The sequence below is a fragment of the Cellvibrio zantedeschiae genome (assembly GCF_014652535.1).
GTDB classification, from domain to species: Bacteria; Pseudomonadota; Gammaproteobacteria; order Pseudomonadales; family Cellvibrionaceae; genus Cellvibrio; species Cellvibrio zantedeschiae.
This window is the reverse complement of sequence record NZ_BMYZ01000001.1, coordinates 1,565,339-1,580,455: the sequence shown is the minus strand read 5'-3', so window position 1 is coordinate 1,580,455 and position 15,117 is coordinate 1,565,339. Positions and strand designations below refer to the sequence as shown.

General features: G+C 44.7%; 17 protein-coding genes and 1 tRNA gene. 7 read left to right on the top strand and 11 right to left on the bottom strand.

Annotated elements, in window-relative coordinates; translation table 11 throughout:
• Nucleotides 1–28 precede the first annotated feature (28 nt).
• Nucleotides 29–565: a YceD family protein gene (locus IE104_RS06980; RefSeq protein WP_189416994.1), complete on the bottom strand. Its 537-nt coding sequence runs from the start codon at nucleotides 563–565 to the stop codon at nucleotides 29–31.
• Nucleotides 566–690: 125 nt separating this feature from the next.
• Here IE104_RS06980 and IE104_RS06975 point away from each other — a divergent pair, with 125 nt between their 5' ends.
• A complete protein-coding gene (locus tag IE104_RS06975) occupies nucleotides 691–1,293 on the top strand; it encodes a Maf family protein (RefSeq protein ID WP_189416993.1) in 603 nt (200 codons plus the stop codon).
• Here the strand turns inward: IE104_RS06975 and IE104_RS06970 are convergent.
• Nucleotides 1,286–1,930: an HAD-IA family hydrolase gene (locus IE104_RS06970; RefSeq protein WP_189416991.1), complete on the bottom strand. Its 645-nt coding sequence runs from the start codon at nucleotides 1,928–1,930 to the stop codon at nucleotides 1,286–1,288. The two genes, IE104_RS06975 and IE104_RS06970, sit on opposite strands and share 8 nt — an antisense overlap.
• 44 nt (nucleotides 1,931–1,974) lie before the next feature.
• Nucleotides 1,975–2,973, bottom strand: coding sequence for a 23S rRNA pseudouridine(955/2504/2580) synthase RluC (gene rluC / locus IE104_RS06965; RefSeq protein WP_229837683.1), 999 nt, complete (start codon nucleotides 2,971–2,973; stop codon nucleotides 1,975–1,977).
• Between the two features lie 875 nt (nucleotides 2,974–3,848).
• Here rluC and rne point away from each other — a divergent pair.
• From rne to IE104_RS06935, 6 genes are all read left to right on the top strand, one after another.
• Nucleotides 3,849–6,662, top strand: coding sequence for a ribonuclease E (gene rne / locus IE104_RS06960; RefSeq protein WP_189416988.1), 2,814 nt, complete (start codon nucleotides 3,849–3,851; stop codon nucleotides 6,660–6,662).
• A 163-nt stretch (nucleotides 6,663–6,825) separates the two neighbouring features.
• Nucleotides 6,826–6,916 (top strand) — tRNA-Ser (locus IE104_RS06955).
• 124 nt (nucleotides 6,917–7,040) lie between these two features.
• The gene (gene tusD / locus IE104_RS06950) at nucleotides 7,041–7,433 is read left to right on the top strand and encodes a sulfurtransferase complex subunit TusD (protein ID WP_189416986.1); all 393 of its coding nucleotides are present in this window, start codon (nucleotides 7,041–7,043) and stop codon (nucleotides 7,431–7,433) included.
• A gap of 2 nt (nucleotides 7,434–7,435) precedes the next feature.
• Nucleotides 7,436–7,810 (top strand): sulfurtransferase complex subunit TusC, encoded by a 375-nt coding sequence (gene tusC / locus IE104_RS06945; RefSeq protein ID WP_189416985.1) that lies wholly within the window; start codon nucleotides 7,436–7,438, stop codon nucleotides 7,808–7,810.
• A gap of 1 nt (nucleotide 7,811) precedes the next feature.
• The gene (gene tusB / locus IE104_RS06940) at nucleotides 7,812–8,120 is read left to right on the top strand and encodes a sulfurtransferase complex subunit TusB (protein ID WP_189416983.1); all 309 of its coding nucleotides are present in this window, start codon (nucleotides 7,812–7,814) and stop codon (nucleotides 8,118–8,120) included.
• A 1-nt stretch (nucleotide 8,121) separates the two neighbouring features.
• Nucleotides 8,122–8,454, top strand: coding sequence for a TusE/DsrC/DsvC family sulfur relay protein (locus IE104_RS06935; RefSeq protein ID WP_189416981.1), 333 nt, complete (start codon nucleotides 8,122–8,124; stop codon nucleotides 8,452–8,454).
• Between the two features lie 8 nt (nucleotides 8,455–8,462).
• On the opposite strand, the gene yajC is transcribed toward IE104_RS06935, so the two are convergent.
• The 8 genes from yajC to IE104_RS06895 form a co-directional block, all read right to left on the bottom strand.
• The gene (gene yajC / locus IE104_RS06930; RefSeq protein WP_189416979.1) at nucleotides 8,463–8,810 is read right to left on the bottom strand and encodes a preprotein translocase subunit YajC; all 348 of its coding nucleotides are present in this window, start codon (nucleotides 8,808–8,810) and stop codon (nucleotides 8,463–8,465) included.
• Nucleotides 8,811–8,901: 91 nt separating this feature from the next.
• Nucleotides 8,902–9,345 carry a helix-turn-helix domain-containing protein gene (locus IE104_RS06925; RefSeq protein WP_189416977.1) on the bottom strand — a complete coding sequence of 148 codons (444 nt, stop codon included), beginning with the start codon at nucleotides 9,343–9,345 and terminating at the stop codon, nucleotides 8,902–8,904.
• 192 nt (nucleotides 9,346–9,537) lie between these two features.
• Complete coding sequence (gene bcp / locus IE104_RS06920; protein ID WP_189416975.1) at nucleotides 9,538–10,011, bottom strand: thioredoxin-dependent thiol peroxidase; 474 nt, start codon at nucleotides 10,009–10,011, stop codon at nucleotides 9,538–9,540.
• Between the two features lie 22 nt (nucleotides 10,012–10,033).
• On the bottom strand, nucleotides 10,034–10,732 hold the full coding sequence (locus tag IE104_RS06915) for a GGDEF domain-containing protein (protein WP_229837812.1): 699 nt from the start codon (nucleotides 10,730–10,732) through the stop codon (nucleotides 10,034–10,036).
• Between the two features lie 57 nt (nucleotides 10,733–10,789).
• A complete protein-coding gene (locus IE104_RS06910) occupies nucleotides 10,790–11,830 on the bottom strand; it encodes an agmatine deiminase family protein (RefSeq protein WP_189416972.1) in 1,041 nt (346 codons plus the stop codon).
• Nucleotides 11,831–11,903: 73 nt separating this feature from the next.
• On the bottom strand, nucleotides 11,904–12,434 hold the full coding sequence (locus IE104_RS06905) for a hypothetical protein (protein ID WP_189416970.1): 531 nt from the start codon (nucleotides 12,432–12,434) through the stop codon (nucleotides 11,904–11,906).
• Nucleotides 12,435–12,445: 11 nt separating this feature from the next.
• Nucleotides 12,446–14,203 carry a hypothetical protein gene (locus IE104_RS06900; RefSeq protein ID WP_189416969.1) on the bottom strand — a complete coding sequence of 586 codons (1,758 nt, stop codon included), beginning with the start codon at nucleotides 14,201–14,203 and terminating at the stop codon, nucleotides 12,446–12,448.
• A 94-nt stretch (nucleotides 14,204–14,297) separates the two neighbouring features.
• Nucleotides 14,298–15,113, bottom strand: a complete 816-nt coding sequence (locus IE104_RS06895) for a methyltransferase domain-containing protein (protein WP_189416967.1) — start codon at nucleotides 15,111–15,113, stop codon at nucleotides 14,298–14,300.
• Nucleotides 15,114–15,117 lie beyond the last annotated feature (4 nt).

Genomic DNA, 15,117 nt, shown 5'->3' with positions numbered 1-15,117 from the left:
CCGAGGCGCCTCTTGGATTTCGCAAAGCTTAATCTTTTTTCGGCGAGCTCTTAAGTTGCTCCAACACCTGAAATGGGTTCTTTGTTTTCTTTACTTCGACTGGCTTACCGCTAGAAAACAATTGGCGATCAACGCACTGCTTTTCGTGGTAGGCAACCTTAGGTAAACTCAACAGCATTTCTTCTTCGATCATGTCGTAGAGATCTGCTACACCTTCGCCAGTAATCCATGGGTCAAGATAATCCGGCAGTTTTTCTGCCTCTTCTTCATCCCACGCAATACCTAACGAGATATTACTTTCAACCGGTACAGTTACGTTTTCAAGGCAGCGCTGGCAAACTAATACAAGCTCGGCAGATGCATGTCCGGTAACGACCTTTTTCTTCTCCTCACTAATGCCAAATGCCAGATCAACCTGGATATTCCCGGCGGCTTCCTGAACTGCACTTACCAATCTTGGCAAAGCAGCTACGGGTACAAATCCATCGAGTGAAATGCCTTGTTGGGCAAATTTTCGAGGATCGCCCTGCTTCGGCAAAGGCTTTAATGAGGGGGTCTTAAACATAAGCGCGCCATAATAGGGATCTGCCCTGCGTCTGTCAAAGAAAAACTCTTGAAATAGCGCTATTTAGTGGCTTGCGAGTAGAATTGACCCCTTATTTATGGTTTTCACGACAATAAAGAGTACTTATGCAGCCCATTTTACTTGCTTCCAGTTCCATATATAGAAGAGAGCTCTTGGCTCGACTAGGTTTGGCTTTTGAATACGCCAGCCCGGACATCGATGAAAGCCCTCTAGCTAATGAAACCCCCGACGAATTGGTAGCTCGCCTATCCATCGCTAAAGCCAAAGCCTTATCTGCGAAATATTCGCAGCATCTTATTATTGGCTCGGATCAGGTTGCCGTTCTAAATAACCGAATCACGGGCAAACCACACAGCTACGAACGCGCTTTCGAACAACTCCGGGCCGCGAGCGGGAAAAAAGTTATCTTTAAAACGGGCTTGTGCCTGCTAAATGCGCGAACAGGGAAGTCGCAAATTAGCGTGGAGGAATTTGAGGTTTGCTTTCGCGAGCTTAAGGATGAGCAAATTCACCACTACTTAACCTACGAACAACCTTACGATTGCGCCGGCAGCTTTAAATGCGAGGGATTGGGAATTGCTTTGTTTAAAGAATTAAAAGGAAATGACCCGAACATACTGATTGGGCTGCCACTGATTCGATTGGTAGATATGCTGACTAAAGCAGGTATAGACCCCCTGCTTTTTGCCAGCAAACAAACTAGTTGATTCTGTGCCACCCAAGCAACTGATCAAATTGGTCCAGACACAATTCAGGCTCATAGGGATGCAAACGATCTATATGATGCGCTCCATAACTCACCGCAATTCGAGGCATGGAAATACTGCGAGCCATTTCCATATCGTATTCGGTATCGCCAATCATTACCGCCTCTCGAGCTTCAACATCAAAATGCGCCAGCAGCTGCTCCAGCATTAGCGGATGTGGTTTTGAGGCAGTTTCGTCGGCACAGCGTGTAGCATCAAAATAAGTGCTCATTCCCAAATCAGCCAAAATACGATCCAGGCCTTTACGACTCTTACCCGTTGCAATTGTTAGCAAATGTCCCTGGTTGCGCAAAGCTTCCAGGGTTTCAGGAACAACCGGGAAAAAATCCGAAGACTTTTCTTCGTACAGACGAACAAAATTGCCTGCGTAAAAATCGCGTAAACGCGCGCGTTCCTGATCACTCACCTGCGGATACAAACGCAAAATAGCCTCAGGTAAACCAAGGCCGATAATATTGTGGATCAACGCATCTTCCAGCGGCTCCCAGCCCATATTTGTTGCCGCCAATTGCATGGAGCGTGTAATCATGGCTTTGGAATCTACAAGGGTGCCATCCCAATCGAAAATAAACAGCAAATCTACTTCTCCAAATAAGGGCTATTGCACTGAGCTAATGGCTACTACACTTGAGCAGGTGACAGTTTTTTAATGACATCTGCCAAATCGGCCGCCAATGGCGCTTTTACGATGGTTTTTTCTTCAGCCTCAGGCAGATAAAAACCAAGCTCAGCCGCATGCAAAAATAATCGTTTTACACCTAGCGCACGCATTTCTTTATTGAAATCATCATCACCGTATTTTTCATCCCCTACCAGGCTGTGCCCCATATGTTTCGCATGAACACGGATTTGGTGAGTTCTTCCGGTAATTGGCCTGGCCTCAACCAACGAGCAGTTGGCGTATGAATTAAGCAGCTTAAACTCGGTCAAACTGGGCTTGCCGTCCGCATGAACACGAACAACGCGCTCATCATCAGCAACCTCGGTTTTAAGCAAGGGGGCGTCGACGCGTCGACAAGTCTTTGGCCATTGACCAATCACGAGCGCCTGATAGACCTTGGTAATACCACTAGTATTTTTCTCTCGCAACGCTGCCTGCAAGTGACGAAGCATGCTGCGCTTTTTGGCGATCATGATGCAACCAGACGTATCGCGATCCAGCCGATGAATAAGCTCAAGATAACGAGCATCAGGACGCATTTGGCGTAAAGTTTCAATCAAACCAAGGCTGACACCACTACCACCGTGAACCGCAAGGCCTGGCGGCTTATTGATCACCAACAGCCCTTCATTCTCAAACAGAATTGAGCTTTCCAGTAGCTTGGTCATCACATTACTGGCTTTTGCCGCCGGCTCCCGCTCGGCAATCCTGATCGGCGGAATTCGAATTTCATCGCCCTTAGTAATCTTGTAATCAGGCTTGGTACGCCCCTTATTAACCCGCACTTCACCTTTACGAATTACATTATAGATTTTGGACTTGGGTACACCTTTAAGGCGCGCCATAAGAAAATTATCGAGCCGCTGGCCCGCTTGATCTTCATCTACCGAAACAAAGGTTACCTGGGTAGGCAAACCTTGGTCAGCAGATGGTTTATTGCTAGCAGAAGGAGTTTTCATGGCGCGCATAATACCTTAAGCAAGCGAGCTAAGCACTTGAGATTGCTGCAATTGCTGATTGCTGCTATAGTCATTCGGCTGATCCAGGCTGGTTTCCGGGTCGCGCAGTTGCTTCAGATCCAGATGCTCAATAAGCATCCAAACAGATTTAAGCTAAGGCGCACCGCGAGGAAATACCGCTGACAGTAGAGTGATCCGGCATTGTCACGCCCTAGAGCAAAAGGCACGCTGGCTTACAAGCGAAACCAACTCGGTGACCTGGCTATGAGTAGTTTAGGCACCTTAACAATCGCGCTGATAATCTGGCCGTTATTGTTAGTTTGAATGTTTTGTTGAACTCCGCTTTCTATTTGTTAATTCGTAATTGTTTATGATGGATTCGAGGCGCAAACACCTGGTGAAAGCGCCCAATTAATCCGAGACATTTTGATTCTTTAAACTTGAGTCATGCGTTACATAGCCACTATAAAAAGTCACTATAAAATGCGTAACTCCTAACCAGACTTTAGATTGCCGCACTCCTTTAGAGGAGCAGAGCAATAAGCTGGTTCAGCTGTTTAAGCTGTGTCGCAAATGGATGAACGCCATTTGCTAACTGGCCACGATGCCAGCCAAAACAACGCGATTACGCCAACAACAAGTAGATGTAAGGTAAACGCGATTTACCTCCGCGAGTTAAATGGGGTTGAACCAAGCCACGCTTGATTCAATTGGCGCAGGCGCTGTGTAGCGACTCACCTGTGACTGGCCTCACCAACCGCTATTGCGAGCAATATTTGTAGCGCAATAGTCCACAAGGTTGCACAAATCATTTCAATTAACCTGACCGCTTGGTTTTGCTAGCGCATTACTAATGACAAGTGATTAGGTACAACATGAAAAGAATGCTCATTAATGCAACCCAACCTGAAGAGTTGCGCGTTGCACTGGTTGATGGCCAATGGCTTTACGACCTGGATATTGAGAATCGCAATCGCGAACAAAAAAAATCAAACATTTATAAAGGCCGTATTACCCGCGTTGAACCCAGCCTTGAAGCTGCGTTTGTCGATTACGGTGCAGAGCGTCACGGCTTCCTCCCGCTTAAAGAAATTTCTCGCGAATACTTCACTAAAAACTCCGGCGATTCCGACGGTCGCATAAGAATCAAAGACGTGCTGAAAGAAGGCACCGAAGTGATTGTGCAGATTGATAAAGAAGAGCGCGGCAACAAAGGCGCAGCCTTAACCACATTTATCAGCCTTGCTGGCCGCTACCTGGTGTTGATGCCAAATAACCCACGTGCTGGTGGTATTTCACGTCGCATCGAAGGTGATGAGCGTGCAGATCTTAAAGACGCACTGGGCGCAATTGAAGTTCCACAAGGTATGGGTGTAATCATTCGTACCGCCGGTGTTGGCCGTAGCGCTGAAGAATTGCAATGGGATTTAAACTATTTGTTACAGCTATGGGATTCGATTGACGCTGCTGCGAAAAAAGATCCTGCACCAAATTTCCTATTCCAGGAAAGTAACGTAATCATCCGCGCGATCCGCGATTATTTGCGTCAGGACATCGGCGAAATTTTTGTTGATAACAAAGAAGCCTTTGATTTGGCTTCCGGCTTTATCCAACAAGTTATGCCGAATTACCGCAGCAAAGTGAAGCTGTATCAAGACGATATTCCGCTATTCAATCGCTACCAAATTGAAAGCCAAATCGAAACTGCGTTCCAACGCGAAGTGAAATTGCCTTCTGGCGGCTCGATTGTTATCGACGTTACCGAAGCTATGGTGGCTATCGACATCAACTCATCTCGCGCCACCAAAGGCGGCGATATTGAAGAGACTGCCCTGCAGACCAACCTTGAAGCTGCCGACGAAATTGCACGTCAATTGCGCTTGCGCGATATGGGCGGCTTGGTAGTTATCGATTTCATTGATATGCAACCCGTACGCAATCAACGCGAAGTTGAAAACCGCATGCGCGATGCACTTTTGATGGACCGCGCCCGCGTTCAAATCGGTCGCATTTCTCGTTTCGGCTTGCTGGAAATGTCACGCCAACGTCTGCGTCCGTCACTAGGTGAAACACATTCAAAAGTATGCCCACGTTGTGAAGGCCAAGGTACTATTCGTGGCACTCGTTCACTTGCACTTTCTATTTTGCGCTTGGTTGAAGACGAAGCACAAAAAGAACGCAGCGTAGAAATTCGTGCGATCTGCCCTATTTCTGTAGCGACTTATCTGCTGAACGAAAAACGCAAAACCATTTCCAGCATTGAAATGCGCAACAGCACTCGCGTAGTGATTGTGCCAAATGCTGACATGATGACCCCGCACTTTGAAGTTCAACGCTTACGCGATGACGATGAAGGCACACTCGAAACCAGCTACAAAATTGTTTCGCACATTGACGAAGCCAAAGAAGAAGAGGAAGAAGCAAAACCTCTGGTTGTAAACAAGCCGGCCGTGCAACCAACTGCACCCACTCAACCAGCACCGGAACAACCAGTTGCAAAACAAAAAGGTTTGTTCTCACGTTTGTTGAGCTCAATTTCCTCAATCTTCGGCACAGAAAGCGAAGAGAAAGAAAAGAGTGTAAAACGCGATAATAACCGTGGCCACAGCCGTAACCGCAACGGACAAAACCGTAATCGTCGCGATACCCGCGGTCGCCGTGAGCGCAAAGATAGCAATGAAATTAGCGATAACTTAGAGCCGCGTACGAATACCAATGCACGCCCTGAGCGCGATACAAATGAATCGCGTGAACAGCGTCCACAACGCAATAATCAACGTGAAAATCAGCGCGATAACCAACGCGACAATACTGAAAATAACAGTGAAAGCCGCGAAAATCGTAATAATCGTAACAATCGCCAAGGCCGCGAAAATCGCGAAGCTCGTGGAGACAATCGTCGCCCGGCACACCAACCTGCAGAAGAAATTGTTGAAAATAATACAGTTGTCAATGATGCAGATGCTGCACAATTTGATGGTGATGATGATCGTCCTGCAAAACGTCCAGCAGGTCGTCGCACACGCTCTCAACAACGTCGTCGTTCGCGTCGTGATGATTTTGTACCGGCAGATCAACCTGTAGAGCAACAAGCTGAAATTGAATTTGTCAGCCTTGAAACTGCCGAGCTGAATAAGCAAGTGAACGATGCTATTGATTCCCAGGAAGCGGCGCAAGCGAGCCCTGCCCGTGTTGTAGAAGAAGTTGCTGTTGCACCCGCTGTTGAGCGTCAAGACTTTAGTGCGCTTGAATCTAATTTGGCCGCTGCGATTGCTGAAACCAAAACAACACAAGCTGAACCTCTTGTAGAAACAGAAGTTGCTGTTAAGACTCCTGAATCAAAAGTGGTTGCCGAGGAAGCTCCTGCACTTGAAGCGCAGACTGCAAGTGTGAATGAGCCGGTGACTCAAGCTCCTGTTATCGCACAAACTATCGCACCAACGGCGACTACAACTTCAACAGACACTAACGCATCAGGTGAGCGCGCAAGCAATGATCCGCGTCGCGCACCAAAACCTGTTGCTAACATTCAAATCGTGACTGAAGCCCCGGTTCGTCAACAAGCGCGCGCACTGGACACCAGCTTACCGCCAAGTGTTGAGCACAACCCGCGCCCAATTGCTCGTCCGGCAAATGATCCACGCCTTGCAAAGCAAGGACAATCGTCAGCTACAGAAACTAACGAATAAGATTTTTGCTCATTCGTTATTCGCGTTAGTACAAAAGCCGAGCATCTTGTTCGGCTTTTGTTTTTAGAGATTTTTGTTTGGAAAAAATCTTACTGTTATATGCATTTTTTTGTTCATTGCGTATTGCTGATCTGAAAAACCTATGTATAATTTGCGCCTCAACGGAAGGGTGGCAGAGTGGTTTAATGCACCGGTCTTGAAAACCGGCGTAGGTTTATAGCCTACCCAGGGTTCAAATCCCTGCCCTTCCGCCATATTTACAAATAAAAAAGGCACCATGAAAATGGTGCCTTTTTTATTTGTGCCGCACAGATTACACTGCTGCTTTAATCATTCCTTGTGTTATCAATCATCTTTTGCCATAAGCATTGAGTCACGATGATTTTTTCAATCGCCATATACGCTGCTCCCTATTCTTCCCAGGCAAGCGATAGCGCTTACAGGTTTGCGCTAGCGTTGCTGGAAAGCGGCAACTCGCTTTACCGTGTATTTTTTTATCACGACGCAATTCATGCTGCATCCTCACTCGCAACACCACAGCAAGATGAATCACACTACACACAAAATTGGCAGCAGCTCGCACAAAAATATAATGTGGATTTGGTAGTGTGTATTGCTGCAGCCTTAAAACGTGGCTTACTAAATGAACAAGAAGCCGCGCGCTATGAAAAGCATGCCGCAAATTTAGCAGAAGGCTTTGAGATTAGCGGCCTTGGCCAACTGGTTGATGCTGCAGTTGTATCTGACCGACTCATCACATTTGGGAGCTAGTCATGAGCGGTGTTCCATCAAAAAAATTATTATTTATTAGTCGCCACGCCCCCTACGGCTCATCACTTGCCAAGGACGCTCTGGATGCAATTCTTGCTGCTTCAGCTTATGAGCAACAGCTGGGTTTATTGTTTATGGATGATGGCGTTTTCCAGCTATTGGCAAATCAAAACACTGAACAAATTGGGCAAAAAAACTTTTCGGCCATTTTGCCGGTACTGCCGCTCTATGAAATTAATTCGATTTATGTACACTATGAATCGCTAATAAAACGACAAATAACAATAAATGAACTTGTTTTAGATAGTGTCCAGATTATAGATAGCAAAGCTGTCTGCAGTTTACTGGCACAGCAAGATCAGCTGCTGAGCTTTTAATATGAGCACTTTACATACAATAAATAAATCACCATTTTCCCACACAACCCTGGCGTCTTGCTTACAGGTGTGCGGCAATCAAGATGGTATTCTGCTGTTGGAAGACGGTGTTTTTGGCGCGCTAGGTACAGCACCTTGCGCTGAAGAACTTTCTACACTAATTAATTCAGGCCTTAAAGTTTATGCACTCACGAGTGACGTAATTGCGCGAGGCCTGAAAGAAAAAGTGCGCGATGATATATCCCTGACAGATTACAATGGTTTCGTTCAGTTGAGCATTGAACACAATTGTGTGCAAAGCTGGTATTGATATGCAACTCGCCGTAAATGGGCAATTAATAGAGCTGGATAAAGAAGGATTTTTGAAAAACCTGACAGACTGGAATGAATCTGTTGCTCATGCTCTCGCAACAAACGACAACATTGATTTAACAGATGCGCATTGGGAAATTATTTATCTGGTGCGGGATTTTTATCAGACATTTCAAATTTCACCGTCTATGCGCGCACTGGTGAAACGAACAGAACAAATGCTTGGGGCAGAAAAAGGGAAAAGTATTTATTTATTACAATTATTTCCAATCAGCCCTGCAAAATTTGTTAGTAAAATTGCAGGGCTTCCAAAACCGGCTAATTGCCTGTGATGAGTTGATTAAGCCGCTTCAATAGATTTGATAGTGCCTTTTGGTAAAACTGCGTGAACCGCAACTTTTTGAAACTTGAGCTCAATATTGTTACCAGTTTCAATTACCACATAATTTTCATCAACCTTTACTACTTTGCCGAGCATGCCACTGGTCATCACCACTTCATCACCTTTCGCCAAAGCGCTGACCAAATCCTGATGTTCTTTTTGACGTTTGCGTTGCGGGCGAATAATAAAGAAATACATAAACGCAAACATACCTACCATCATGATAATCATGACTGGATCGAAACCAGCAGGTTTAGCTTGGGCGGCAGTTGTTTGTGCGACAGCGGAAGAAACGAAAAAACTCATGGGAAACCCCTAACAATTAAAAAGCGCTAACTGTACCCGTTTTGCATAGGGCAAGCAATTAGCGCTAATCGTTAGAGAGGTGAATTAGCAGTTAGGCGTAATCGCGGAACAGCTTGCGGAAGACGCTGGGTGACAGGCCAGTCCAACGCTTGAATGCATTGGTAAAACTGGTTCTGTCAGAAAAATCCAGCGCTTTGGAAACCAGATCAACACTCATATGATCATCAATTAAGTATTTGATCGAATAATGGAATCTTACGTCATCACGCAGCTGTGCAAAATTTGCGTTTTGCTGTTGAAGCCGACGTTGCAAGGTTCGTTTGGATAATCCAATATCATCTGCGATTTTATCGATAGACAAATCAGCGTGCCCTACACGAGCGTGCAGTGCGTTAACAACTCGTGCAGATACTCCCTCGCAGTGAGGAATTCTGGCCAGAGATAAGTACTCTTCGTAAGAACGTACATCTGATTGGCTAAATTCACCTTCAGATGAAATGGTGTCATTACGGTAATTACGCTGTAGCTGAATCATTCAGGCCTCTCCTTACGCCACCAGGCATGGTGTTTAAATAAAAACTCGGTTAGAAACTAAGTTACTGCTTATATCATCAAGGCACGCCTTCGCACTTGGTGAGATTATAGTCAATAAATTTTATGCGCCATCAATTAAGCGTGAAAAACCTCAAGTAATCACTAATTTTGTGATTTATATATCATTACGCACTTAGGGCAACGTTTTGATATAATCAATCACATCATCATTGTGGGTCTTGGTATTCACCTTTTCGAGGATCTTAACCAGTCGACCACTTTGATCAATGATGAAACTGGTGCGTATTATCCCCATGAATTCACGCCCCATAAATTTCTTAAGACCCCATACTCCATAAGCGTCAGCAACTGCATGATCCTCATCTGAAAGCAAATCAAATTCCAGATCATACTTGGTAGCAAATTTCTGCAACTTTGCTGGACTATCAGGGCTGATAGCGAACACGCGGGTATTTAATTTTTTAAATTCCGCGGCGTAATCCCTAATACCGCATGCTTGTACAGTGCAGCCAGGAGTAGCGGCCTTGGGGTAAAAATAAACGAGAACATTACTTTTACCTTTAAAATCTTTCAGCTGAATAATTTCATTAGATTGATTTAACAGTGAAAAATCAGGTGCTATGTTTCCTATCTTTGGGAACGCCATGAAATTCTAACCTCGTTGCGCATTAATCTTCGTTACCTACCGCACCAAACAACGCATTTTTTTCTTCCTGCGTTACTGACTCAGTTCGTGCCTGGGTTGTTAGATCAGGATAAGTCACTTGATTGCGACCTTTATCCTTGGATTTATAAAGCCATGAATCGACTCGCTGGACAAAATCTTGGCTGGTTTCACTGTGAGTGGATGAGAACTGATCAACACCCAAGCTTGCGGTTATGCTTATAGGGGCTTGCCCGGTTAGGTGCAATGGAGTTGTTGCAATCATCTCGCGCAAACGCTCCGCTACATTTGCAGCTTGCCGCAAATCACTGTTGGGTAAGAGTATGACAAACTCTTCACCGCCAAAACGACAAGGGAAATCCAGCTTACGCACTGCCACTTTGATTAAGTTGGCAATGTGAACCAGAGCATGATTACCTGTTTCATGCCCCCAGGTATCGTTAAACTTTTTAAAGTGGTCTATGTCGAGCAGAATCATGGAGAGCGGTTGGGTACCGCGACGAGTGCGCTCCATTTCAAGCGCGATAGTTTCATTGAAAAAACGAAAATTATACAACCCGGTAAGCGCATCGGTTCGCACCAGCTCGGTCAATGAATTCACTTCCTTACGCAACTCGACAATTTCACTTAAAAATTGGCAAGTATCATCACTGCGTTTACAAACCAAAGTTTGCGTACCATTCTCGTCTGAAGCTGCATCCATAATCACTAAAAAACCATATGTTTATTAATAAGAATTGAGTATAGCGTTTAAATGAATCTAGGCCTGTAAAAGCACACCTTCTGGTAATTGCATAGTAATACAGTGAAGGCTTCCGCCACGCTCGATTAATGACGAGCAGGGAATACCAAAAATTTCATAACCGGGGAAAGCTTGCGATATAACATCCAGCGCGTCTTCATCGCTTAATGAATCGTAAATAGGGACTAAAACTGCTTCATTAACGATTAAAAAATTAGCGTAAGTTGCTGGCACGCGCTCATCACTATCATTAAATTTGGCACCTGGCCAAGGTAAAGCAAGCAAACGGTAAGACTGCCCTTCCGCGTTTGTCATGGCTTTTAACTCTGCTTCCATTTGTTTGAGTGCCGCATAATGCTCGTCTTGCTCATCATCACATGCTGTATAGACAATAGTATCTTGCGGACAAAATCTTGCTAACACATCAACATGACCATCAGTGTCGTCACCAGCCAAATAGCCCGAGCTAATCCAATTTATTTTTTTGATGCCCAAGGTATTTTTTAGTTGCTCTTCAATTTGCTCTTTGGATAAACCCGGATTCCGATTTTTGTTTAGCAAACATGAAGTAGTGGTAAGCAGCGTCCCTTTGCCATCGCTTTCAATCGAACCGCCCTCCAAAATAAAATCAAGCGCTTCATACTGTGCGGAAGGAAATGCGCCAAGCTCGCGGAGTCTTTGAGTGATTTTGCTATCCAAATCGAATGGATATTTTCCACCCCAAGCATTAAAGCCAAAGTCTATTAATTTCATACCCTCTTCTGTTTGAACAGTGACGGGACCAAAATCGCGAGCCCAGGTATCATTAGAAACTACCGGATAGAAATAAACATATTCGAGCGGGACATCCATCGCAGCCAAGCGAGCGCGAACATCTTCAATTTCGCCTTCGGGAATTGCAATCACCAGGTCAGCAAAATCACAGATGACTGAAACCAGCGCTTCGTAAAGCTGTGTCAATTCGTCAAGTTGTCCGCTCCATCCGGTATCTTTATGTGGCCAGGCGAGAAGAATGGCATCTTGCGGCTCCCATTCGGCGGGAAGGCGTCGATTTGTCATAATTAAGTTACAACCTCTAATGAGAGCAAATAAGTTAATTATAACGGAGCTGAGCTATCTTTGCAGACGTGAATTATTGGTTAGAAATGGTTTCCTGCGCGGGCAATGAAATAACTTGCTCACCGGATGTTTTTTTGAATTGCGTCGACTTTTCAAGGAGCGGACCCACCTGAAGGATTACGGCTAAACTGCGGCTAGACACCGATTCCCCGGAATCAATACTTGCGTGAATATTTAAATAATAACGTCCATTTTCCAATGCACGTAAAGCCACCGGAATTTTTACCGGCTTAGTCCCCTGAAGATCAACACTGGCTCGCGTAGATGTATCAAGGATATCCAGTCCATTCGACGGGAAAAACTCCAAATGCAATTGCCCGCTTGTATCGGCGACGTCAAACAACAACTCAGTTTTTACAATTTCATTAGCATTAATGAATAAAGTTGGGCTGGAAGCGAGCTTGATAGCGGCTCCGGGTTTGGCTTTCTTAACTGCATTTATTGCATTTCCCGGAGTTGTTTCTGAGGTTTGCTCATGGCAGCCTGACAACCCAATAAGCAGTAAACTTATCAATAAAATGATTTTTGGATAGGTCAAATTCATTGTGTAGTCACCTATATAGTTGCCGTTGCGCGAACGTTAAAGCAAGTCGTATTCTCTTCGGTATTTTCGGCATCCTGATTATTTGAATCATACACTTCAAGAATATAATTACCTTGCGCCAAGCTCAGGTTGCCCGAATTTGTATCCACCACATTATTGCGGAGATAATAAAGCACTGCGCCCTTGTGATAGAGAATAAATTCAGGTTTCGATGCAACATCTGCCCCACCCGATTTGTTTAGGCGAAGGTTATAAATACCCGCTTGAGCGATATTCAACTTTAAGAATTGGGAATTTCCGAGCTTGTTCTGCTTGCCAAAATCTGCGGTACTGCAAACGTTCACCGCCACATTATTGGTGGTTAAACTTCTGTAAACAGGCAAAGTATATGTCGAGCCGCCGCTATTAGATTCATTCAACCCATACTCATCAGTGCCAAATATATTTTGTTCCTGAAGCAAATTGCCAAACAGGGCTGAGTGGTTAGGAAATTGATTTTTAAGTTGATGATAAAACAAATAAATGCTCGTCAGTGCGTCATTTTCTATGTAGGAAGCGCTACTTAATACCTTGTGTATTGGCGAAAAATCATTAGCCGTTTTGTTTTCGTTACTGCTGTAATAATTGAATAAAACTGACCCGATTGATCCTTCACTAAAAAAGCCTTTATTAATGCGGTTTTTCCGCCCAATGCTAAAGAAAAAGCCAGAGGCTTGCGAAACGCCGGATGCGTCTGCATAACTCACATCATTAATCATCATGCCTGAAAAAGCGTTGGCAAATCCTTCTGACATAGCTACGCGCAAATCCAATGAATCACCATCTGCATGGGAGCCACCAACACTGTCGGAGCGGTAGATTTCCCTCTCCAAATAATGACCCCACTCGTGCAGCAAAACATGCGGATCATATTCGTCGGTATCATTATTAGCATCGCCTAAAATATAAATTGCCGAACCATCGTAATAACTTGTTCCGATTTCACCTCTGGATGCGTCTCCCTCTGCAACTGAATTTTTTGTACTCCAGCGCAACTCTAATGAACTTAGGTTTTTAGTATTTCCTGCTGCGACTACACGATTTGCTGCAGTGTAAATATTGTCCAGAATTGCGAAAGGTGCTGCGGCCCGCGCAGCTGAATAATTCATACCATCCCAACCCGATACCGCGTTCAGGTTTCGCTTTGAATTTTGCGAGCCTACTGATGCGAGCGCACCATCTAAAACATACAAAGCATTATTCGAGGTGTTATCAGTAACTTTAAAATTCCAGCTGGGCGCGGAGCTTTTAAACAAATGCGCTTTGGCCCGCACTTTCACCAAAGAATTTTTGGGTAAGGTGAATGAGTAACTTCCATCATTAGCGGTACTAGTAACTGATTTAACTTGCCCCACATCATCCAGTAGCTCTACTACTGCCCCACGAACCGGCCTTTGCTCAATGGCAGAATAATTTAATCCAATGTGATTTAGGTTGTGTGGAATAAAGTCGTAAGTGATTGTTCCACTTAATGTAACTGTATCTATAACGTTTGAGTCAGAGGATTGGGATGAAGAACTGGATGTTGAGCTAATTTTGGATGAGCTGATTGAGGATAAGGATGCGCTTGAGTTTGATGAAGAAGATTCCGGAGCTTGTGATACAGGATTAAGCTGGTTACTGCCACTGCCGCCACCTCCGCCGCCACAGGAGGATAAAATGAGAAGCATAATCGCCATAAGCATGATGCATCCCGGTTGCAACGCAAGTTTCAGCATCATTTGCTGCATGAAAAACCCTCATCAGTTACAAAATAATTGTAAAGTGGATTCAACTCTAAAACATTAACAACCAACAAACTCGTTTGCCTGGACTTCTCTTGAATCAACTGCGTTTTTGGCCCAACACGTGAATATAACGCCCCAACAATTGATAGGGTTGTTTGCGAGACAACTCCAGTTCGAGCTCTATGACACTTTGCGGATCACGTTCGCGATGCTCTTCGTTAAAAATATAATCGTGAAAAACCCGGATGCCGCTCGTTGCAAGAACCTGCAATGGCAACTGGTTTAGCCATTCAAACACTTGTTCAGGGTACAAGGGATTAATGGGTGTAAGGCTTCCTTTAGAACCGCCGAAATCCTGCTGTTGAATTTTTTTAAAATTTGTACGCAACAAATTTTTGTAAATGAGCGAATGCAAATTATAAAAAGTCAGCGACAAATACCCCTGAGGTTTTAATTGTTCAAGCAAGTAGCCTAAGAGTTCAGCAGGGTTTGCTACCCATTCCATCACCGCATGACAAAGAACAACATCAAATTTGTCTTCAGACACACCTATATGCTGGGAGACATCCTGAATCGCACAATGTATTAGTTGTACATGAGATTCAAGCTCTTGCTGCATTACCTCTTGCTCTGCGAGTTTTAGCATCTCGGCTGAAATATCACAGATCACCACCGAATGCCCCGCTTTCGCAAACTGAAGAGAAAATTGCCCCTGTCCACCACCGGCATCCAAAATGCGTAAGGGTTTTGCAGGCTTTTCGTTGCCGAAAGGTAATGCTGAAAAATACTCGCGAAAATCCCGTTCGAGCACAGCCAAGCGAATGTCGCCTTTTAATCCACCATAAATATTCTTTTGAAAACGTTTGGCAAGATCATCAAAGTTTCGATCCTGATTAATGGGTTGCTTCGCCATTGAT

What these genes read in the sequence shown, in the direction of transcription:
- IE104_RS06905 (WP_189416970.1), bottom strand. Translation starts at nt 12,434, where the DNA reads ATGAATTTGACCTATCCAAAAATCATTTTATTGATAAGTTTACTGCTT.
- IE104_RS06935 (WP_189416981.1), top strand. Translation starts at nt 8,122, where the DNA reads ATGCAACTCGCCGTAAATGGGCAATTAATAGAGCTGGATAAAGAAGGA.
- rluC (WP_229837683.1), bottom strand. Translation starts at nt 2,973, where the DNA reads ATGAAAACTCCTTCTGCTAGCAATAAACCATCTGCTGACCAAGGTTTG.
- tusD (WP_189416986.1), top strand. Translation starts at nt 7,041, where the DNA reads ATGATTTTTTCAATCGCCATATACGCTGCTCCCTATTCTTCCCAGGCA.
- IE104_RS06895 (WP_189416967.1), bottom strand. Translation starts at nt 15,113, where the DNA reads ATGGCGAAGCAACCCATTAATCAGGATCGAAACTTTGATGATCTTGCC.
- IE104_RS06980 (WP_189416994.1), bottom strand. Translation starts at nt 565, where the DNA reads ATGTTTAAGACCCCCTCATTAAAGCCTTTGCCGAAGCAGGGCGATCCT.
- IE104_RS06925 (WP_189416977.1), bottom strand. Translation starts at nt 9,345, where the DNA reads ATGATTCAGCTACAGCGTAATTACCGTAATGACACCATTTCATCTGAA.
- bcp (WP_189416975.1), bottom strand. Translation starts at nt 10,011, where the DNA reads ATGGCGTTCCCAAAGATAGGAAACATAGCACCTGATTTTTCACTGTTA.
- IE104_RS06915 (WP_229837812.1), bottom strand. Translation starts at nt 10,732, where the DNA reads ATGGATGCAGCTTCAGACGAGAATGGTACGCAAACTTTGGTTTGTAAA.
- tusC (WP_189416985.1), top strand. Translation starts at nt 7,436, where the DNA reads ATGAGCGGTGTTCCATCAAAAAAATTATTATTTATTAGTCGCCACGCC.
- tusB (WP_189416983.1), top strand. Translation starts at nt 7,812, where the DNA reads ATGAGCACTTTACATACAATAAATAAATCACCATTTTCCCACACAACC.
- yajC (WP_189416979.1), bottom strand. Translation starts at nt 8,810, where the DNA reads ATGAGTTTTTTCGTTTCTTCCGCTGTCGCACAAACAACTGCCGCCCAA.
- rne (WP_189416988.1), top strand. Translation starts at nt 3,849, where the DNA reads ATGAAAAGAATGCTCATTAATGCAACCCAACCTGAAGAGTTGCGCGTT.
- IE104_RS06910 (WP_189416972.1), bottom strand. Translation starts at nt 11,830, where the DNA reads ATGACAAATCGACGCCTTCCCGCCGAATGGGAGCCGCAAGATGCCATT.
- IE104_RS06900 (WP_189416969.1), bottom strand. Translation starts at nt 14,203, where the DNA reads ATGCAGCAAATGATGCTGAAACTTGCGTTGCAACCGGGATGCATCATG.
- IE104_RS06975 (WP_189416993.1), top strand. Translation starts at nt 691, where the DNA reads ATGCAGCCCATTTTACTTGCTTCCAGTTCCATATATAGAAGAGAGCTC.